This is a genomic window from Sphingobium naphthae, assembly GCF_043589935.1.
GTDB classification, from domain to species: Bacteria; Pseudomonadota; Alphaproteobacteria; order Sphingomonadales; family Sphingomonadaceae; genus Sphingobium; species Sphingobium naphthae_A.
The window spans coordinates 2297183-2312976 of the sequence record NZ_CP171454.1; the positions used below are offsets into that span (position 1 = coordinate 2297183).

The 15794-nt window shown below is 67.3% G+C and carries 23 protein-coding genes; 13 read left to right on the top strand and 10 right to left on the bottom strand.

Going from position 1 to position 15794, the window contains the following annotated elements:
* Genes ACGGKE_RS11375 through hemE form a run of 3 tightly spaced genes read right to left on the bottom strand, consistent with a single transcriptional unit; the run spans position 1 to position 1643 of the window.
* On the bottom strand, positions 1-129 hold the full coding sequence (locus ACGGKE_RS11375; protein ID WP_394437938.1) for a hypothetical protein: 129 nt from the start codon (positions 127-129) through the stop codon (positions 1-3).
* Between the two features lie 15 nt (positions 130-144).
* A complete protein-coding gene (locus ACGGKE_RS11380; protein WP_394437941.1) occupies positions 145-585 on the bottom strand; it encodes a CopD family protein in 441 nt (146 codons plus the stop codon).
* Positions 585-1643, bottom strand: a complete 1059-nt coding sequence (gene hemE / locus ACGGKE_RS11385) for a uroporphyrinogen decarboxylase (protein ID WP_394437943.1) — start codon at positions 1641-1643, stop codon at positions 585-587. The genes ACGGKE_RS11380 and hemE overlap by 1 nt, the downstream gene beginning before the upstream one ends.
* 288 nt (positions 1644-1931) lie before the next feature.
* Between hemE and ACGGKE_RS11390 the strand changes: the two genes are divergently transcribed.
* The 11 genes from ACGGKE_RS11390 (at position 1932) to ACGGKE_RS11440 (ending at position 8964) form a co-directional block, all read left to right on the top strand.
* Positions 1932-2759, top strand: a complete 828-nt coding sequence (locus tag ACGGKE_RS11390) for a pyruvate, water dikinase regulatory protein (RefSeq protein WP_394437945.1) — start codon at positions 1932-1934, stop codon at positions 2757-2759.
* Positions 2756-3361, top strand: a complete 606-nt coding sequence (locus ACGGKE_RS11395) for a Maf family protein (protein ID WP_394437947.1) — start codon at positions 2756-2758, stop codon at positions 3359-3361. Before ACGGKE_RS11390 ends, ACGGKE_RS11395 begins: the two co-directional genes overlap by 4 nt.
* Positions 3358-4185, top strand: a complete 828-nt coding sequence (aroE, locus tag ACGGKE_RS11400; protein WP_394437949.1) for a shikimate dehydrogenase — start codon at positions 3358-3360, stop codon at positions 4183-4185. The genes ACGGKE_RS11395 and aroE overlap by 4 nt, the downstream gene beginning before the upstream one ends.
* Positions 4182-4775 carry a dephospho-CoA kinase gene (coaE, locus tag ACGGKE_RS11405; RefSeq protein WP_394437951.1) on the top strand — a complete coding sequence of 198 codons (594 nt, stop codon included), beginning with the start codon at positions 4182-4184 and terminating at the stop codon, positions 4773-4775. Before aroE ends, coaE begins: the two co-directional genes overlap by 4 nt.
* Positions 4776-4806: 31 nt before the next feature.
* Positions 4807-5499 carry a DNA polymerase III subunit epsilon gene (gene dnaQ / locus ACGGKE_RS11410; RefSeq protein ID WP_228167199.1) on the top strand — a complete coding sequence of 231 codons (693 nt, stop codon included), beginning with the start codon at positions 4807-4809 and terminating at the stop codon, positions 5497-5499.
* A gap of 75 nt (positions 5500-5574) precedes the next feature.
* Entirely contained in the window at positions 5575-6168 is a 594-nt protein-coding gene (hpf, locus tag ACGGKE_RS11415) for a ribosome hibernation-promoting factor, HPF/YfiA family (protein WP_228167198.1), read from the top strand.
* 129 nt (positions 6169-6297) lie between these two features.
* Positions 6298-6765: a PTS sugar transporter subunit IIA gene (locus ACGGKE_RS11420; RefSeq protein ID WP_394441924.1), complete on the top strand. Its 468-nt coding sequence runs from the start codon at positions 6298-6300 to the stop codon at positions 6763-6765.
* A complete protein-coding gene (locus ACGGKE_RS11425; protein ID WP_394437954.1) occupies positions 6683-7213 on the top strand; it encodes a PaaI family thioesterase in 531 nt (176 codons plus the stop codon). Before ACGGKE_RS11420 ends, ACGGKE_RS11425 begins: the two co-directional genes overlap by 83 nt.
* Before the next feature lie 19 nt (positions 7214-7232).
* Positions 7233-7544 carry a DUF1491 family protein gene (locus tag ACGGKE_RS11430; protein ID WP_266102842.1) on the top strand — a complete coding sequence of 104 codons (312 nt, stop codon included), beginning with the start codon at positions 7233-7235 and terminating at the stop codon, positions 7542-7544.
* Between the two features lie 176 nt (positions 7545-7720).
* Entirely contained in the window at positions 7721-8371 is a 651-nt protein-coding gene (locus ACGGKE_RS11435) for a cell wall hydrolase (RefSeq protein ID WP_394437957.1), read from the top strand.
* Positions 8372-8469: 98 nt separating this feature from the next.
* Positions 8470-8964 carry an MmcB family DNA repair protein gene (locus tag ACGGKE_RS11440; protein WP_394437959.1) on the top strand — a complete coding sequence of 165 codons (495 nt, stop codon included), beginning with the start codon at positions 8470-8472 and terminating at the stop codon, positions 8962-8964.
* Here the strand turns inward: ACGGKE_RS11440 and ACGGKE_RS11445 are convergent.
* Together ACGGKE_RS11445 and ACGGKE_RS11450 are read right to left on the bottom strand one after the other, a co-directional pair.
* On the bottom strand, positions 8918-9727 hold the full coding sequence (locus ACGGKE_RS11445) for a kinase (RefSeq protein WP_394441927.1): 810 nt from the start codon (positions 9725-9727) through the stop codon (positions 8918-8920). The genes ACGGKE_RS11440 and ACGGKE_RS11445 overlap by 47 nt on opposite strands.
* Positions 9728-9800: 73 nt before the next feature.
* Positions 9801-11120, bottom strand: a complete 1320-nt coding sequence (locus ACGGKE_RS11450) for a hemolysin family protein (protein ID WP_394437961.1) — start codon at positions 11118-11120, stop codon at positions 9801-9803.
* 154 nt (positions 11121-11274) lie between these two features.
* Between ACGGKE_RS11450 and ACGGKE_RS11455 the strand changes: the two genes are divergently transcribed.
* On the top strand, positions 11275-11955 hold the full coding sequence (locus ACGGKE_RS11455; protein WP_394437963.1) for an OmpA family protein: 681 nt from the start codon (positions 11275-11277) through the stop codon (positions 11953-11955).
* 135 nt (positions 11956-12090) lie between these two features.
* Positions 12091-12657 (top strand): DUF1993 family protein, encoded by a 567-nt coding sequence (locus ACGGKE_RS11460; protein WP_394437965.1) that lies wholly within the window; start codon positions 12091-12093, stop codon positions 12655-12657.
* A 22-nt stretch (positions 12658-12679) separates the two neighbouring features.
* On the opposite strand, the gene ACGGKE_RS11465 is transcribed toward ACGGKE_RS11460, so the two are convergent.
* Genes ACGGKE_RS11465 through ACGGKE_RS11485 form a run of 5 tightly spaced genes read right to left on the bottom strand, consistent with a single transcriptional unit; the run spans position 12680 to position 15438 of the window.
* Entirely contained in the window at positions 12680-13297 is a 618-nt protein-coding gene (locus ACGGKE_RS11465; RefSeq protein WP_394437967.1) for a MarC family protein, read from the bottom strand.
* Positions 13294-13875: a YybH family protein gene (locus ACGGKE_RS11470; protein ID WP_394441930.1), complete on the bottom strand. Its 582-nt coding sequence runs from the start codon at positions 13873-13875 to the stop codon at positions 13294-13296. Before ACGGKE_RS11470 ends, ACGGKE_RS11465 begins: the two co-directional genes overlap by 4 nt.
* 59 nt (positions 13876-13934) lie before the next feature.
* Positions 13935-14831 carry a bifunctional methylenetetrahydrofolate dehydrogenase/methenyltetrahydrofolate cyclohydrolase FolD gene (folD, locus tag ACGGKE_RS11475; RefSeq protein WP_394437969.1) on the bottom strand — a complete coding sequence of 299 codons (897 nt, stop codon included), beginning with the start codon at positions 14829-14831 and terminating at the stop codon, positions 13935-13937.
* A complete protein-coding gene (locus tag ACGGKE_RS11480; RefSeq protein WP_394437971.1) occupies positions 14828-15151 on the bottom strand; it encodes a DUF167 family protein in 324 nt (107 codons plus the stop codon). The genes folD and ACGGKE_RS11480 overlap by 4 nt, the downstream gene beginning before the upstream one ends.
* A complete protein-coding gene (locus ACGGKE_RS11485) occupies positions 15148-15438 on the bottom strand; it encodes a YggT family protein (protein WP_394437973.1) in 291 nt (96 codons plus the stop codon). The genes ACGGKE_RS11480 and ACGGKE_RS11485 overlap by 4 nt, the downstream gene beginning before the upstream one ends.
* Positions 15439-15794 lie beyond the last annotated feature (356 nt).

Consider the following 15794-nt stretch of genomic DNA (forward strand, 5'->3'; position numbering starts at 1 on the left):
TCAGCCGAATCGCTTGAGCAGGATGCAGGCAACGATGAACAGGCCGATCACCGCCCATCCCTCCCATGTGCGTGGACTATAGCCCCATCCCACGCGCTTGGGTCCGAACCAGAAGTGGGGATGACGCATCGGCTATGCTCGCTGTCAGAAGGGCTTCACGATCACCGCGATCACGATCACCGCTGCCGCAATGCCCGGTATCTCGTTCATCAGGCGCAGCTGTCGGTCGCTCATCGGCCGCTGCCCGCGGGCCAGCTTCCTGGTATAGCCCGCGATCCAGCCATGATAGCCCGACAGGCCCAGGACGAAGAGCAGTTTCAGGTGGAACCAGCCGAAATGCCAGGCGCCGGTCTCCACCATCAGCATCAGCCCCAGCAGCCACACCAGGATCAGCGACGGATTGAGGATGATCCGAAGCAGCCGGCCTTCGCGTTCGATCCAGCGCTGGTCCTCGGGCGAACCGGGCGCGGTTTCCTGATGATAGACGAAGAAGCGCGGCATCATGAACAATCCCGCCATCAGGAAGATGACGAAAATCAGATGAGCGGCCTTCACCCACGGATAGGCGGCGCCAAGATAGGCCATCAGCTGCGATCTCCCTGCTTTCGCACATAGCTAAGCAGTGCTTCGACATGCGCAATGGGCGTGTCGGGCAAAATTCCATGTCCCAGGTTGAAGATATGCGGCCGGTCGGCGAAGGCGGCGCGGATCGCGTCGACCGCTTCCTCCACCGCGCGCCCGCCCGCGATCAGCGCCAGCGGGTCGAGATTGCCCTGCACCGGCATGCCCGCCGGCAGCGCCGCATGCGCCCAGTGCGGGTCGATCGTTTCGTCGACGCCGACCGCATCGACGCCGGTGCGCGCCGCATAGTCGGCCAGCTTCGCCCCCGCGCCCTTGGGAAAGCCGATCACCGGAATATCGGGATGGCGCGCCTTGAGCGCCGCGACGATGCGGCGATTGGGCTCGATCACCCAGCGTTCGAACTGGATCGGCGACAGGCTGCCGGCCCAGCTATCGAACAGCTGCACCGCCTCCACCCCCGCCTCGATCTGGCCGCACAGATAGTCGACCGTGGCCGCGACGATCGTGTCGATCAGCGCCGCGAAGCGATCGGTCTCGCCATAGGCCATGCGCCGCGCCGCGCCATGATCCTTGCTGCCCTGGCCCGCGACCATATAGGTGGCGATCGTCCAGGGGCTGCCGGCAAAGCCGAGGAAGGTGACATCGGGGTCGAGCGCCGCCTTCACTTGCCGCACCGTTTCGTAGACCGCCTCGAACCGGGTGAAATCGGGCGTCAGCGCTGACAGGTCGGTGTCCGCCAATAATGGGGCCAGGCGCGGCCCTTCGCCCGCCTCGAACCACAGGTCCTGGCCCATCGCATAGGGCACGATCAATATGTCGGAAAACAGGATCGCGCCGTCGAATCCGAAGCGGCGCAGCGGCTGCAACGTCACTTCGGCGGCCGCCGCGCTGTCATAGACCAGCTCCAGGAACCCGCCCTTCTGCGCGCGCAAGGCGCGATATTCGGGCAGGTAGCGGCCCGCCTGGCGCATCAGCCACATCGGCGGCACCGCCGGGCGCTCGCCCTTGAGCACGCCCAGGAGTTTCTTGTCGGCGATCGTCGCCGGGGCGTTCGGGCTCATCAGACTCTCACTTGATTAAGATTCAAAAAGGATGATGCAGATGCTGGGGCATTGGCAGCGGGGTTTATGCGCTGTGCCCCCATTTGCCAACAGATTGACTCCCGCCGGCCACGCGATCCCGCCCGAGTCAGTCCGGCTATCCCCATTATCCACAGGCTGTGGAGGAATTTGCAGGCCTGTTGGGCGCCTGTGGATAAGAGTCCCGCCAGTGGGGAGGGGAAAAGCCGCGGATTTCATCCACGGATTCCTCCCTTGCTTTATCCACAGCCCTTCCACACAGAAAGGCACATGGCGCGCATTCACCTTCATCTCCTGTCCGACTCCACCGGCGAAACGCTGGAGAATATCGCCAAGGCGGCGATCGGCCTGTTCGAGAATGTCGAGGCGATCCGCCATTTCTGGCCCATGGTGCGATCGGAAGTCCATCTCGACCGGATCATGCAGGACATCGCCGCCAATCCCGGCCTCGTGCTCTTCACCCTGACCAACCACATGCTGCGGCGGCGGCTGGAAACCCGCTGCCGCGCGCTCGGCCTGCCCCATGTCGCCGCGCTCGACAGCGTGGCCGACGCGCTATCCAACATATTGGGGCAGGAAACCCGCACGCGTCCTGGCCGCAAACATATATTGGACGAAGCCTATTTCGCCCGGATCGAAGCGATCCAGTTCACCATCGCCCATGATGATGGCGTGGGCCACGAAAATTGGGAGGAAGCCGACATCGTCCTGGCGGGCGTGTCGCGCGCGTCCAAGACGCCCACCTCCATCTATCTCGCCAATCGCGGCTACAAGACCGCCAACATCCCGCTCGTGCCGGAATCGCCCCCGCCGCGCAGCCTCTATGCGCTGCGCCACCCGATGGTCGTGGGCCTCACCGTCAGCCCCGAACGGCTGGTGCAGATCCGCCGCAACCGGCTGCTGTCGCTCAACCAGGCGCCCGAAACCGCCTATGTTGACATCGACAAGGTGCAGGACGAACTGGCCTTTGCCCGGCGCCTGTTCGCCGACAATGGCTGGCCGGTGATCGACATGACGCGCCGTTCGATCGAGGAAGCGGCCGCGGCCATCATCAATCTCTTCAACGACCGCGTTCTGGCGGAAGGAGACGGCGCATGATCGTCCTTGCCTCGCAAAGCGCCAGCCGCCGCGCGCTGCTCACCGCCGCCCATGTCCCGTTCGAAGCGCTCTCCCCCGGCGTGGACGAGGATGCGGCAAAGGACGCGCTGCGCGCCGACGGCCTCGACGCACGCGCGCTCGCCGACGCGCTCGCGGAACTCAAGGCGCTCAAGGTTTCGCGGCGCGTGCCTGGCGCGCTGGTGCTGGGCTGCGACCAGACGCTCAGCGTCGGCGACGGCGCGGAGCGCGGCGAGATGATCGACAAGGCGGTCGACCGCGCCGACGCCGAACGCATCCTGCGCCTGCTCTCGGGCCGGGTGCATCATCTCCACAGCGCCGCCGTGATAGTGCTCAATGGCGAGCCGGTCTGGCGCCATGTCGAACGCGCGCGCATGACCATGCGGCCGCTGTCCGACGATTTCATCCGCGCCTATCTGGACGACGACTGGGACGAATGCCGCTGGTGCGTGGGCTGCTACCGGATCGAGGGGCCCGGCGCCCAGTTGTTCAGCCGCGTCGAAGGCAGCCAGTTCGCGATCCAGGGCCTGCCGCTGCTTCCTTTGCTTGACTTTCTGCGCACCCGCGGCGTTCTGGCGGCATGACCGACACGCTCCCCTATGCCGAAGTCATCGGCGATCCGATCGCGCACAGCCAGTCGCCGCTGATCCATAATTTCTGGCTCGACGCCCTGAATATAGAGGCGGAATATCGCAAGACGCATGTGACCGCCGACGGGCTGGCCGCCTATTTCCTGCAACGGCGCGCCGATCCCGACTGGCTCGGCTGCAACGTCACCATTCCCCACAAGGTCGCGGTGCTCGATTTCGTCGACGATCCCGGCGGCGTGCGCGACCGGATCGGCGCGATCAACACGATCGCGTCGGAAACCGGCGGCCCGCTGATCGGCACCAACACCGACGCGGGCGGCTTTCTCCAACCGCTGCTGCGCGACAACTGGAAGGGCAGGCGCGCGGTCATCATCGGGTCGGGCGGCGCGGCGCGGGCAATCCTGTTCGCGCTCTCCAGCCTCGGCGTCGCGGACATCAGCATCATGGCGCGCGATCCGGCAAAGGGGCGCGCGCTGCTCGACCGCGCCGGGACGAGGGGGCAGGTGCTGGGCATGGCCGATCCGCTGCCGCCCTGCGACCTGCTGGTCAATTCGACCTCGCTCGGCATGATCGGCCAGCCGGCGCTGAGCCTCGACCTGGCGCCGCTGCCCGACGGCGCGACCGTCTATGACATCGTCTATACGCCGATCGAAACCGGCCTGCTCACGGCCGCCCGGGCGCGCGGCCTCAAGACGCTCGACGGGCTGGAAATGCTGATCGGGCAGGCGGCGCTCGCCTTCGACATCTTCTTCGATGCGCAGGCCCCGCGCGAACTGGACGCGGACCTGCGCGCGCGGCTGATCGCCGCCCAGCCATGAAGGTCTACGGCCTCACGGGGTCGATCGGCATGGGCAAGTCGGCGGTCGCGGCCATGTTCCGCCGCGAAGGCGTGCCGGTGTTCGATGCCGATGCCGAGGTGCATCGGCTCCAGGGCCCCGGCGGCCGCCTGCTCCCCGCGATCGAGGCGCGCTTTCCCGGCGTCACCGGGCCAGCCGGGGTCGATCGCGCGAAGCTGGGCGCGGCGGTGTTCGGCCATGCCCCCGCGCGCCAGGCGCTGGAAGCGATCGTCCACCCCGCCGTCCGTGCCGAACGCCAGCGCTTCCTGCGCCGCCATCGCGCCCGCGCCTTCGTTGTGCTCGACATTCCCCTGCTGTTCGAAACCGGCGGCGCCGGGCGGCTGGACGGCGTCATCGTCGTCACCGCGCCCGCCTGGAAGCAGCGCAAGCGCGTGCTCGCCCGCCCCGGCATGACGCCCGGCAAATTCCGCCAGATCCTGCGGCTGCAGATGCCCGACGCGGAAAAGCGGGCGCGCGCCGATCATATCATTCACACCGGCGTCACCTTCACTGCCACCCGCGCCCAGGTCCGGCGTCTGGTCGCTTGCCTTGGCGGCCATAGAGGCAGATAAGGGTTGGCCCACAGAGTCGATTGCGAGGGCGATGCGCGAGATCATTTTCGATACCGAAACGACGGGTTTTGACCCGGTTTCCGGCGACCGGCTGGTGGAAATCGGCTGCATCGAACTGGTCAACCGGGTGCCGACAGGGCGCAGCTTCCACGCTTATTACCATCCCGAACGCGACATGCCCGCCGCGGCTTTCGCCGTGCATGGCCTGTCCGCCGACTTCCTGGCAAAGCATCCCGTCTTCGCCGCCGGCGCGCTCGAACTGCTCGACTTTCTCGAGGACAGCCCGCTGGTCGCGCATAATGCGCGCTTCGACTTCGGCTTCCTCAATTATGAGCTGAAATTGTGCGGCCATCCCGAAGTCGGCATGCACCGGATGATCGACACGGTCGCGATCGCGCGCCAGCTGCATCCCGGCGCCAAGCACAGCCTCGACGCGCTCTGCACCCGCTATGGCATCGACCGTAGCCATCGCATCAAGCATGGCGCGCTGCTCGACGCCGAATTGCTGGCGCAACTCTATATCGAACTGACCGGCGGCCGGCAGATCGGCCTGGGTCTGGCACAGGAGGAAGCAAAAGAGATCGTCAGGGTGGAACTGACGGAAATCCCCGTTGTTCGCCCTGTTCGTCCTGCGCGCGTCTTCATGGCGAGCGCGGAGGAGCTGGAGCGGCACGCCGCGTTCGTCGCGACGCTGGACAAGCCGCTCTGGCTGGAGGAGGCATAGGACCCATAAGGACCTGTGCCTTCACGCCAACCCGGCCGCCCTCCCGGCGGTTCGGCAAGAACAAGGAGAAGGCATATGGATATTCGTGTTTCCGGACATCAGGTCGAAACGGGCGACGCGCTCAAGCAGCATGTCTGGGATCGACTGGAAGCGATGGCCGAGAAATATTTCTCCCGCACGATTTCCGCCCAGGTCACCTTTCGCGGCGCGCCGCACGGCGCCTTTCATTGCGACATCGTCTGTCATGTCATGACCGGCCTGATCCTCAAGGGCGCGGGCGAGGCGCAGGATGCGCACCCCGCCTTCGACCAGGCGGCCGACCGGATCGAAAAGCAGCTGCGCCGCTATATGCGCCGCCTCAAGGATCGCAGCCAGCAGGCCGCCGCCGCCGAGGCGCAGCGCGCCAACGGCTTCAGCCTGGAGGATATGGACGGCGCGGGCTACACCATCTTCGCCGGCGGCGCCGATGAGGAGGAGCCGACCGACGCGCCGCTGATCGTCGCGGAAACCCGGGTCGATATTCCCGAAGCCAGCGTGTCGGACGCGGTGATGATGCTCGACCTGCGCAACACCAACGCGCTGCTGTTCATGAATGCGGGCACGTCGACCTACAATATGGTCTATCGCCGTCAGGACGGCACCATCGGCTGGGTCGAACCGCGCGGCTGACCCCCGCTCGCCCGGCCCCCGCTGTTGACCTGCAGGCGCAGGCGGCCTATGGGGCCGGGCTTCACAGTCCCCGAGCATACGCGCATGATTTCCCCTGGCTGGGCGCGGCTCGGCTGGTTCGGAATGGTCATGGTGCATTTCAACGACATCGTCGCGCCCGACGCGCTCGCCACGGGCCTGACGATCAACGGCAAGAAGCAGTTGTTCCAGAAAGTGGCGACGCTGGCGGCGGATGCCTATGGCCTGGACGCGGAGATGGTGGCCGATGCGCTGTTCGATCGCGAACGGCTGGGGTCCACCGGCTTTGGCGGCGGCGTCGCCATTCCCCATGCCAAGATTCCCGGCCTCGCCCGCATGTGCGCGCTGGTCGTGCTGCTGGATCCCGCCATGCCCTTCGACGCGGTGGACGATGCGCCGGTCGACATCGTCTTCGCGCTTTTGTCGCCGGTCGACAGCGGCGCGGAGCATTTGAAGACACTCGCGCGCGTGTCGCGCTATCTGCGCGACGACAATAATGTCGCGCGACTGCGCGGCGCCCATTCAGCCGAAGCGCTCTTCGCGTTGCTCGCCAGCGGCGGGGCGCGTGACGCAGCTTGACGGGCCCAGCGGCGAAGCCGCGCATTTCCGGGCGCTGGAGCAGCTTTATCGCTCCGCGCCGATCAACCGGCTGTTCCGCTCCGACCTCGTCATTCCGCAGGCCGGCCGGTCTCTGATCGACTTCGATGTCGATGAAAGCCAGTTTCACGCCGCCGGCGCGGTCCATGGCACCGTCTATTTCAAGATGCTGGACGATGCCGCCTTCTACGCCGCCAACAGCCTGGTGAGCGATCGCTTCCTGCTCACCACCGCCTTCAACCTGCTCTTCACTCGCCCGATCGGGCCGGGGCGGATTCGCGCCGAGGGTCGGTGGATCAGCGGCAAGCGCCGCGTCTATGTCGCCGAAGCCAGCCTGATCGATTCGGATGGGGAGGAGGTCGGCCGGGGCACCGGCACCTTCATGCGCTCGCAATTCCCGCTGTCCTCGCTGTCCGGCTATGCCGCCTGACGCCCGGCTGACCAGCGCGATGCTGGTCGGGGCGCTGCGACGGCGGGTCGCCGACGCCGGCGGATTCGCCACCATCCTCGTCAAGGGCGACGAGATGAGCGGCGTGATTCTGGTCCAGGCGCTCGATCGCGGGCAGGACGCGGGACTTTTTGAACGCGTGCCGAACCTTGATGGCGGTTATGCGTTGATGCGCTGTGGACCTGCCCCTGCGGAAGGTCCGGAGGCGCTTGCGGCCTATGTCGCGCGCCGGCGCAGGTCGGATCCCGACCTGTGGATTGTCGAACTCGATGTCCCGGATGCGGAACGCTTCGCCGCTGAAACAATCTGCTGATCGTTGACAGGCCGACATGGCCCGTGCAGAGGCGCGCGACGCCAACGCGCAGGTTGCCGTTTTCGCCCATGGGGGGCGGGCACGGTAAACACGCAGACGGGGGGCGGCCGGTCGTCGCGAATATAGGGTTGCAAGAGACGACGCTCCGGCCAAGAACCGCTTGATTTTGAGCCGAGATGAGTTTTCGCCTGAAAGCTGCGATCCTTGCAGCCTTTGCCTTGTCCACCGCCGCTGCGGTATCCGCTTCCGACATGTCGATCGCTGGTGAATCGATTGCGTCGGTGGCGTCTCTTCCCCAGACGTCCTCGGCCGGCGCTCAGCCCGCCATCGTCTTCGCCGCGCCGCGCGAAACCGCGCAGCCGCTGGCTTCCGACCATCCGGTCGACGCTTTTTCCACCGACTCCGATTCCCCGGCAACCAGCCTCGCTGCTCTGGTCGACGCCCACGGCGCGCCCGAGGAGCTGGACGGCGACATGCAGTGCCTGGCCGGAGCGGTTTATTTCGAATCCAAGGGCGAAAGCCTGGAGGGCCAGCTGGCCGTCGCGCGCGTGATCATCAACCGCGCCAAGTCTGGCCGCTTCGCCGACAGCCTGTGCGGCGTCGTCTATCAGCCCAGCCAGTTCAGCTTCGTGCGTGGCGGTGGCATGCCGCCGATCCGCACCCATAGCCGCAGCTGGCGCGAAGCCGTCGCCATCGCCCAGATCGCGATGACCGACAGCTGGGACAGCCGGGCCGAAGGCGCGCTCTTCTTCCACGCCCGCCGCGTCTCGCCGGGCTGGGGCAAGGCCAAGCTCGCCTCGATCGACAATCATATCTTCTATCGCTGATCGCCGCCTCGGCGCATCGCCACGGACAAGGAATTGGCCGGTTCGGACACACCCGAATCGGCTTTTCTTTTGTTCCTATAATGTTCTAAGGGTCGGCCATGGATAGCGCTGCAACCGACACCTGCTCCCCGCTCACCGACGGCACCGCCCTGGCGGTGGCGCGCGGCACGCTGCGGCTTTTCTTCCGTCATGACATGAGCGGCATCTTGGAAGTGCCGCTGCCCAATGGCCGCCGCGCCGACATCATGGCGATCGACAGCGCCGGCCGGCTCACCATCGTAGAAATCAAGTGCAGCCGCGCCGATCTGCTCGGCGACATGAAATGGCCCGACTATTTCGACTATTGCGATCGCTTCTACTGGGCCGTGCCGGCGGATTTCGATCTCAGCCCGTTCGACGGCGAATCTCTCTGGCCGACGCGCACCGGGCTGATCGTAGCCGATCAATATGATGCCGAACTGGTGCGCCCCGCACCGGTCGAACCGCTCGCCGCCGCCCGGCGCAAGGCCGAAACGCTGCGCTTCGCACGCCGCGCCGCGCGTCGCCTTACCGCGCTGGGCGATCCCGATCATGCGGCGGAACTGGGCTGGTAGCGGCCCTTTCCTGCACCGCCACCACCTGTCGCTCCGCGTCCAGCTGGATCAGCATGTCGGCCCGGGCCGGCATGTCGGCCAGCATGTGGCGCGTGATCCGCTCATAATGCTGGATGAAGCGAGCGAGCGCCGCTTCGTCCATGCCGCGTCCCTCCGCCCGCAGCGGCGCTTCCTGCTCGCCGCGCCAGCGCGCCACCACGTCGAAATCGGGCGCCGCCAGGAAGGCGATGCGGTCGATCCGTGCAAACAGCGTCTGATAGGACCCGGCGAGCGCGGCGTTGACGAAGCGCCGCCAGCGCCCGTCGGCATCCTCTTGCCGTTCCAGCGCGTTGACCGGGTCGGCAAGCGCCTCTTCGGGCTGCGGCCGCGCGCCCACGCACCAGCCCTCCAGCAGCAGCAGCCGCGTGCCCGCCGGCGCGCGATCCCACTGGTCCGCAGGCAGCCGGTCGTCCGCGCCCTTGTCGAACCGGGGCAGGGGGACCGCCTCGCCCCGGTCCAGCGCGGCGATCAGCTCCAGCCCCAGCGCCACGTCATGCGTGCCGGGCACCCCGCGCGTGCGCAGCAGCGGATGCACCGCCCGCGCCAGCGCCGCGCGCACTGCAGGCCTCAGATAGAGATCGTCGATCGACAGCAGGGCGCTCGCCACGCCCGCATCGTCCATGCGCTGCTTCAGCGCCCGGGCGAGCGTCGACTTGCCGCTGCCCTGCGCCCCGGCGATGCCCAGCACCGCCATCCGCCCGCGCGCCTTCGCTTGCGCCAGCATCGGCGCGATCAGCGCCGCGCATCCCTGCACGCCGTTCATTCGTCCGCCTCCCGCCCGCGCGCTGGCGATCCGTTCAGGGCAGCGCCGCCACCAGCAGCTTGTCGATCTTGCGCCCGTCCATGTCGACAATCTCGAATCGCCAGCCTTGGTCGTCGACGAAATCACCCACTTCGGGCAAGCGCCGCATCAGCCACAGCGCATGGCCCGCGACCGTGGCATAGTCGCGGTCTTCCGACAGGCTGATGTCGATCCGGTCGGCCAGCTGGTCGATCGGCATCTGGCCCGACACCAGCAGGCTGCCATCCTCGCGCTCGACCAGGTCCGGCTCGTCGGTCGCATCGCGGTCGGACGCGAAATGGCCGGCGATCGCGGACAGCAGGTCGGCCGGCGTCACGATGCCTTCGAAATGACCATATTCGTCATGCACCATCACCATCGGCACGTCGGACCGGCGCAGCACTTCCAGCGCATCCATCGCATCGACCTGGTCGGGCACGATGTCCGCGCGCCGCATCAATATGTCGAGCGTCAGCGGCTCGCCGCGGAACAGCGCGGTCATGATGTCGCGCGCCTGGACGACCCCGACAATATCCTCGACCGATCCGCGCCCGACCGGCAGGCGGGTATGCGACGATGCCAGCAGCTTGGCGCGAATCGTCGCCTCGTCGGCGGACAGGTCGATCCAGTCGACGTCCATGCGCTGCGTCATTACCTCGCGCACCGGCCGGTCGGCCAGGCGCACGACGCCCGAAATGATCGCGCGCTCGCTTTCCTCGATCACGCCCGACCGGCTGGCCTCGGCGACGATCAGGTGCAGCTCCTCGGCGGTGACGTGATTCTCCGATTCGCGATCCAGCCGCAGCAGCTTGAAGATCAGCGCGCTCGACCCGTCGAGCACCCAGACCAGCGGCGCGGTCAGCTTCGCCAGCCACAGCATCGGCGTCGCCACCAGCACCGCGATCGGCTCGGGCGCGCGCAGCGCGAACTGCTTGGGCACCAGCTCGCCCACGATCAGCGACGCATAGGTGGTGAGGCCGATGACCAGCGCGAAGCCCACATTTTGCGCCAGGTTGGGCGTCATGCCTAGCCCCTGCAGCCGCTCGCTCATAGGCCCGCCCAGGCTGGCGCCCGAATAGGCGCCCGCGACGATGCCGATCAGGGTGATGCCGATCTGCACGGTGGACAGGAATCGGCCCGGATCCGCCGCCAGCTCCAGCGCGACCCTGGCGCCGCTGCGCCCGGCCTTCTCCATCGCCTGCAGCCGTGGCCGCCGCGCCGACACGATGGCGAGCTCGGACATGGCGAAGACGCCATTGAGCGCAACCAGCGCCAGGATGATGACGATGTCGACCCAGGGAAAGGGCGTCGGGGCTGGGGGGGGGATCGTGGCCATGGTGGTCAGCTGCTCCCTATAGCGCCTATTCTTTCAAATTCACAACATCGCCATCATCGGCAGTTCAGTTCGCTTGTGGAACAAAGGTCCCGGCTCGGCCATTGGGGGGCCATGCGCTCCTTCGCGGGCGGATAAAGACAAGGGAACAGGAACCATGAGGATTTCTCATCGCATCATCGGCGCGGCGGGTCTCGCCGCCATGCTCGCCACCACCGCCTGCACCACCGATCCGAACACCGGCCAGCGCTCCATTTCCAAGGCGGCGATCGGCGGCATCGGCGGCGCGCTGGGCGGCTATCTGCTCGGCGATCTGGTCGGTGGCCGCAACGACCGCACCGAAAAGATCCTGGGCGCGGGCATCGGCGCGGTCGCGGGCGCGGGCATCGGCGCCTATATGGACGCGCAGGAACGCAAGCTGCGCGAAGAAACCGCCGGCACCGGCGTCGACGTGATTCGCGATGGCGACAATCTGCTGCTGCGCATGCCTTCGGGCATCACCTTCGGCTATGACCGCGCGGATGTGCAGCCGCAATTCCAGCCGACGCTGAACGACGTCGCCAGCGTGCTCGCCCAATATCCCAAGACCTATATCGACGTTTACGGCCATACCGACAGCGACGGGTCGGACGCCTATAACCAGACCCTGTCGGAACGCCGCGCCCAGTCCGTTGCCACCTATCTGGTCGGCCGCGGCGTCCAGTCGGCGCGGATCGGCACGCGCGGCTTTGGCGAAACCCAGCCGATCGCGTCCAACGCGACCGAAGAAGGCAAGGCCGCCAATCGCCGCGTCGAAATCAAGATCGCGCCCGTCACCGAAGCCGACGTGCGGGGCTGACGCCTTCATCTAAGTGCGAACAGGCGGCGTTCCCCGGCAGGGGGACGCCGCTTTTGCGTGACGGCCGCTGGCGCGCTCCCACGCCAGCGGTTACAGGCAGGCGGTGCGCCACTTGGGCCGCGCGAAGGACAGGATATGACGCTCACCACCCTGCTGGTCCCCACCTATGTCCAGATGCTCGGAGCGCTTTCGCGCTGGCTGGACAAGGCGCAGGCGCAGCTGCCCGGCGATGCGGCGGACGCGCTGCTGACCGCACGGCTCGCGCCAGACATGTTCCCGCTCGCGACTCAGATACGCTTCGCCTGCGTCCAGGCGCAGGAAGGGCTGTATCGTCTGCGCGGCGAGGAATTTCCGCCTCCGCTCACCGCCCTGCTGGACGAAGCGCGCAATGCCGGCGATCATCCCGGCACCATGGCCGACGCGCAGGCGCGGCTCGCCGAAACCATTGCGCTGGTGAAGACGCTGGCGGCCGACATGGGGACGGATGATCCGCACCGGCCGATCGCCCACGCCCTGCCCATCGGCCTCGTCTTCGACCTCAGCGCCGATCAATATGCCCGCGATTGGGCGATCCCCCAATTCTACTTCCATGTCATGACCGCCTATGCGCTGCTGCGGCAGGCGGGAGTGGCGCTGGGCAAGGCCGACTATGTCGCCCATATGCTGCCCTTCGCCCGCCCCGGCACGCTGCCGGCGGACTAGGACTGCCGTCCGGACCCGCGCGCTAGAAGCTCGCCTTCAGCCCGTCGATCACGAATTGCGCGGCCAGCGCCGCCAGCAGCACGCCCAGCAGCCGGGTGATTACCGCCTCGATCTTGTGGCCCAGCAGCGCCATCAGCGGCCCCGCCGCGATCAGCGCGCCCAGCATCAGCAGCAACGTCACCACCACCGCGCCCAGCACGACCATCCGCTCGATCAGCCCGTCGGTGCGCGACATCAGCAGCATGACGGTGGCGATCGATCCCGGACCCGCGATCATCGGCATCGCCATGGGGAATACCGACACATCCTCCACTTCGGGCGTGTCGGCGATCTTCTGCGCCCGGTCCTCGCGCCGCTGGGTGCGCTTTTCGAACACCATGTCCATGGCGATGATGAACAGCATGATGCCGCCGGCGATGCGGAAACTGTCCAGCTCGATGCCCAGCACGCCCAGCAGCTGCTTGCCCCACAGCGCGAAGACCAGCAGGATCGCCGCGGCGATGGCCACCGCGCGGATCGCCATCGCCCGGCGCTGCGCCGCGCTCGCACCGGTGGTCAGGCTCGCATAGATAGGCGCGCAGCCCGGCGGGTCGATCACCACGAACAGGGTGACGAAGGCGGAAAGGAACAATGCGGTCATGATCCGGCCTTCACCTGATCGTCGATGACGGTTTCATAGGCGTCGCCCGTCCACATGCGGACGGTGACGCGGCGGCTCTTGTCGGGCGCGACCTGCGCGTCCCAGATCAGGCTCTCGTCCCTTGGCGGGCCCTGCGCCTGGTCCGGCCCCGGCGGGCCGCCCGGCCGCGCATCGCGCTTGCAGGTGGCGACCTTGCCGGACAGGAATTCGGGCGCCGGGCGCGGGCTCGCCAGCGTGTCGCCATGGTCCAATATCCACTGCCAGCGCCCCTTTTTGTCGCGCCGCCACAGGGTGGTGAAATAGCCGACCGATCCGTCCGGCCGCTTCCAGTTGCCCGTGCTCGCGGCCAGCCGCCCGTCGCACGACACATAGACGATCGACGGCGACCAGCTGACCGATGCCGGCGGGTCCGCCTGTTTCTTCAGCCAGTCCTTGGCCAGCACCTGGTCGGGCACGAACATCACCGCATCATCGGCGGCGGTCTCGCGAAAGGCGGTCCATTGCCCTTCCTCCTGCGCCAGCCTGTTGAACGCGATTTCGGCGGCGATCACCGAACTGGGATCGGGCTGATAGCGCATCGGCGGCCGCGCCGCGACCAGCGCCGCCGCCCCCAGCGCCAGCAGGACCAGCCGCTGCCTCACAGGCCCGCGGGCTTGGCCAGCCCCGCGCGGGCATGGGCGGCGACCAGCGTGTTGCGCAACAGCACCGCGATCGTCATCGGCCCGACGCCGCCGGGCACCGGAGTGATCGCGCGCACATGGGCCAGCGCCTCGGCGGTGGCGACGTCGCCGACGATGCGGCTCTTGCCCTCATCCTCGTCATCGGCGACGCGGTTGATGCCGACGTCGATCACCGTCGCGCCCGGCTTGATCCACTCGCCCTTGATCATTTCGGCGCGCCCCACGGCGGCGACGACGATGTCGGCGCGATGGACGACGCTGGCCAGGTCGTGGGTGCGGCTGTGCGCGATCGTCACCGTGGCATTTTCGGCCAGCAGCAGCTGCGCCATCGGCTTGCCCACGATGTTGGACCGGCCGATCACCACCGCTTCCTTGCCCGACAGGTCGCCCAGCTCATCCTTCAGCAGCATGATGCAGCCCATCGGCGTGCAGGGGACCAGCGCCTCCTGCCCGGTGGCGAGGCGGCCGGCATTGACGACATGGAATCCGTCCACATCCTTGACCGGGTCGATCGCCGCGATCACCGCGGCCTCGTCGATATGGGCCGGCAGGGGCAACTGCACCAGGATGCCGTCCACGCGCTCGTCCTGGTTCAGCTCCTCGATCAGGTCGAGCAGATCCTCCTCGCCGATCGTGGCGGGACGCTTGAATTCATAGCTGTCCATGCCGACCGCGACCGTCATCTTGCCCTTGGACCGGACATAGACGCTGCTGGCCGGGTCCTCGCCCACCAGCACCACCGCCAGCCCCGGCTTGCGCCCGGCCTGGTCCACGAAAGCCGCGACGGCTTCGGCGACCCGCTCGCGCAGGCCCGCTGCAAAGGCCTTGCCGTCGATGATCTTGCCGATGCTCATGTCATTTCCATCCACTGTTCGATGCGGGCGGTCAGCCGCTCCAGCGCATCGCCGCCGCCGATGATCCGCAGCCGCTTTAGCCGGTTGCTGTCGCCCGATTCCAGCAAAATCGCGCGGCCGGGCCAATCCAGCGCCTGCGCCAGCAGCGCGATCAGCGCCGCATTGGCGCGCCCTTTTTCCGGGACCGCGCGCACTCTGGCCGACAGCCACAGCGCGCCTCTTTCATCGCGCCAGCGGCCGCCGATCGCCTCGCCGGCCGATCCCGGCGTCAGCCGGATGCGCAGCAACAGGTCGTCGCCCGCCCGGCTCCAGCCGGTCACACCAGTCCGAACAGCGGCGGCAGGATCGCCTGGCGGATGATGATGATGGCCAGCAGCACGACCATCGGCGACAGGTCGAGCGCGCCCAGGTCCGGCATCACGCGACGGATCGGATTGTAGATCGGCGCCGTCATCCGGTCGAGCGCCACCAGCACGGTGCGCACGAAGTCATTGCCCATGTTGACGACGTTGAAGGCGATCAGCCAGCTCATGATCGCCTGGATGATGATGATCCACCACAGCACGTCGAGCAGGATGATGATGATCTGGTAAAGCGCGTAGGCCACAAGGGTCTCCGTAGAAGCGTCGCCGCCGCTCTAGCCGAGCGGCAGGGCAGGGGACAAGCGGCCCGGCGCGATTTTCGACCAACGACGCCGGCCAACACGCTTCACCCTGGGCTCCCAAAGCCACCGTCCCACACCCTAAGTCCGGAACAGCCGCAAGTCCGGAACGCAGTCTCGCCCGCCAGTGCGCCACTGTCTCGATAACAGTTTATGCCACCGCCATCACCGTGCTCCTGCGCAGGCAGGAGCCCAGCTCTACCTCGCCCACGCCCCTGCGCAGGCAGGAGCCCAGCGCCGCCGCGCCACACCGCGTCACCCGCCACATGGCAAACCGCGCCTCAGCGCCCAGCAGGCATCCT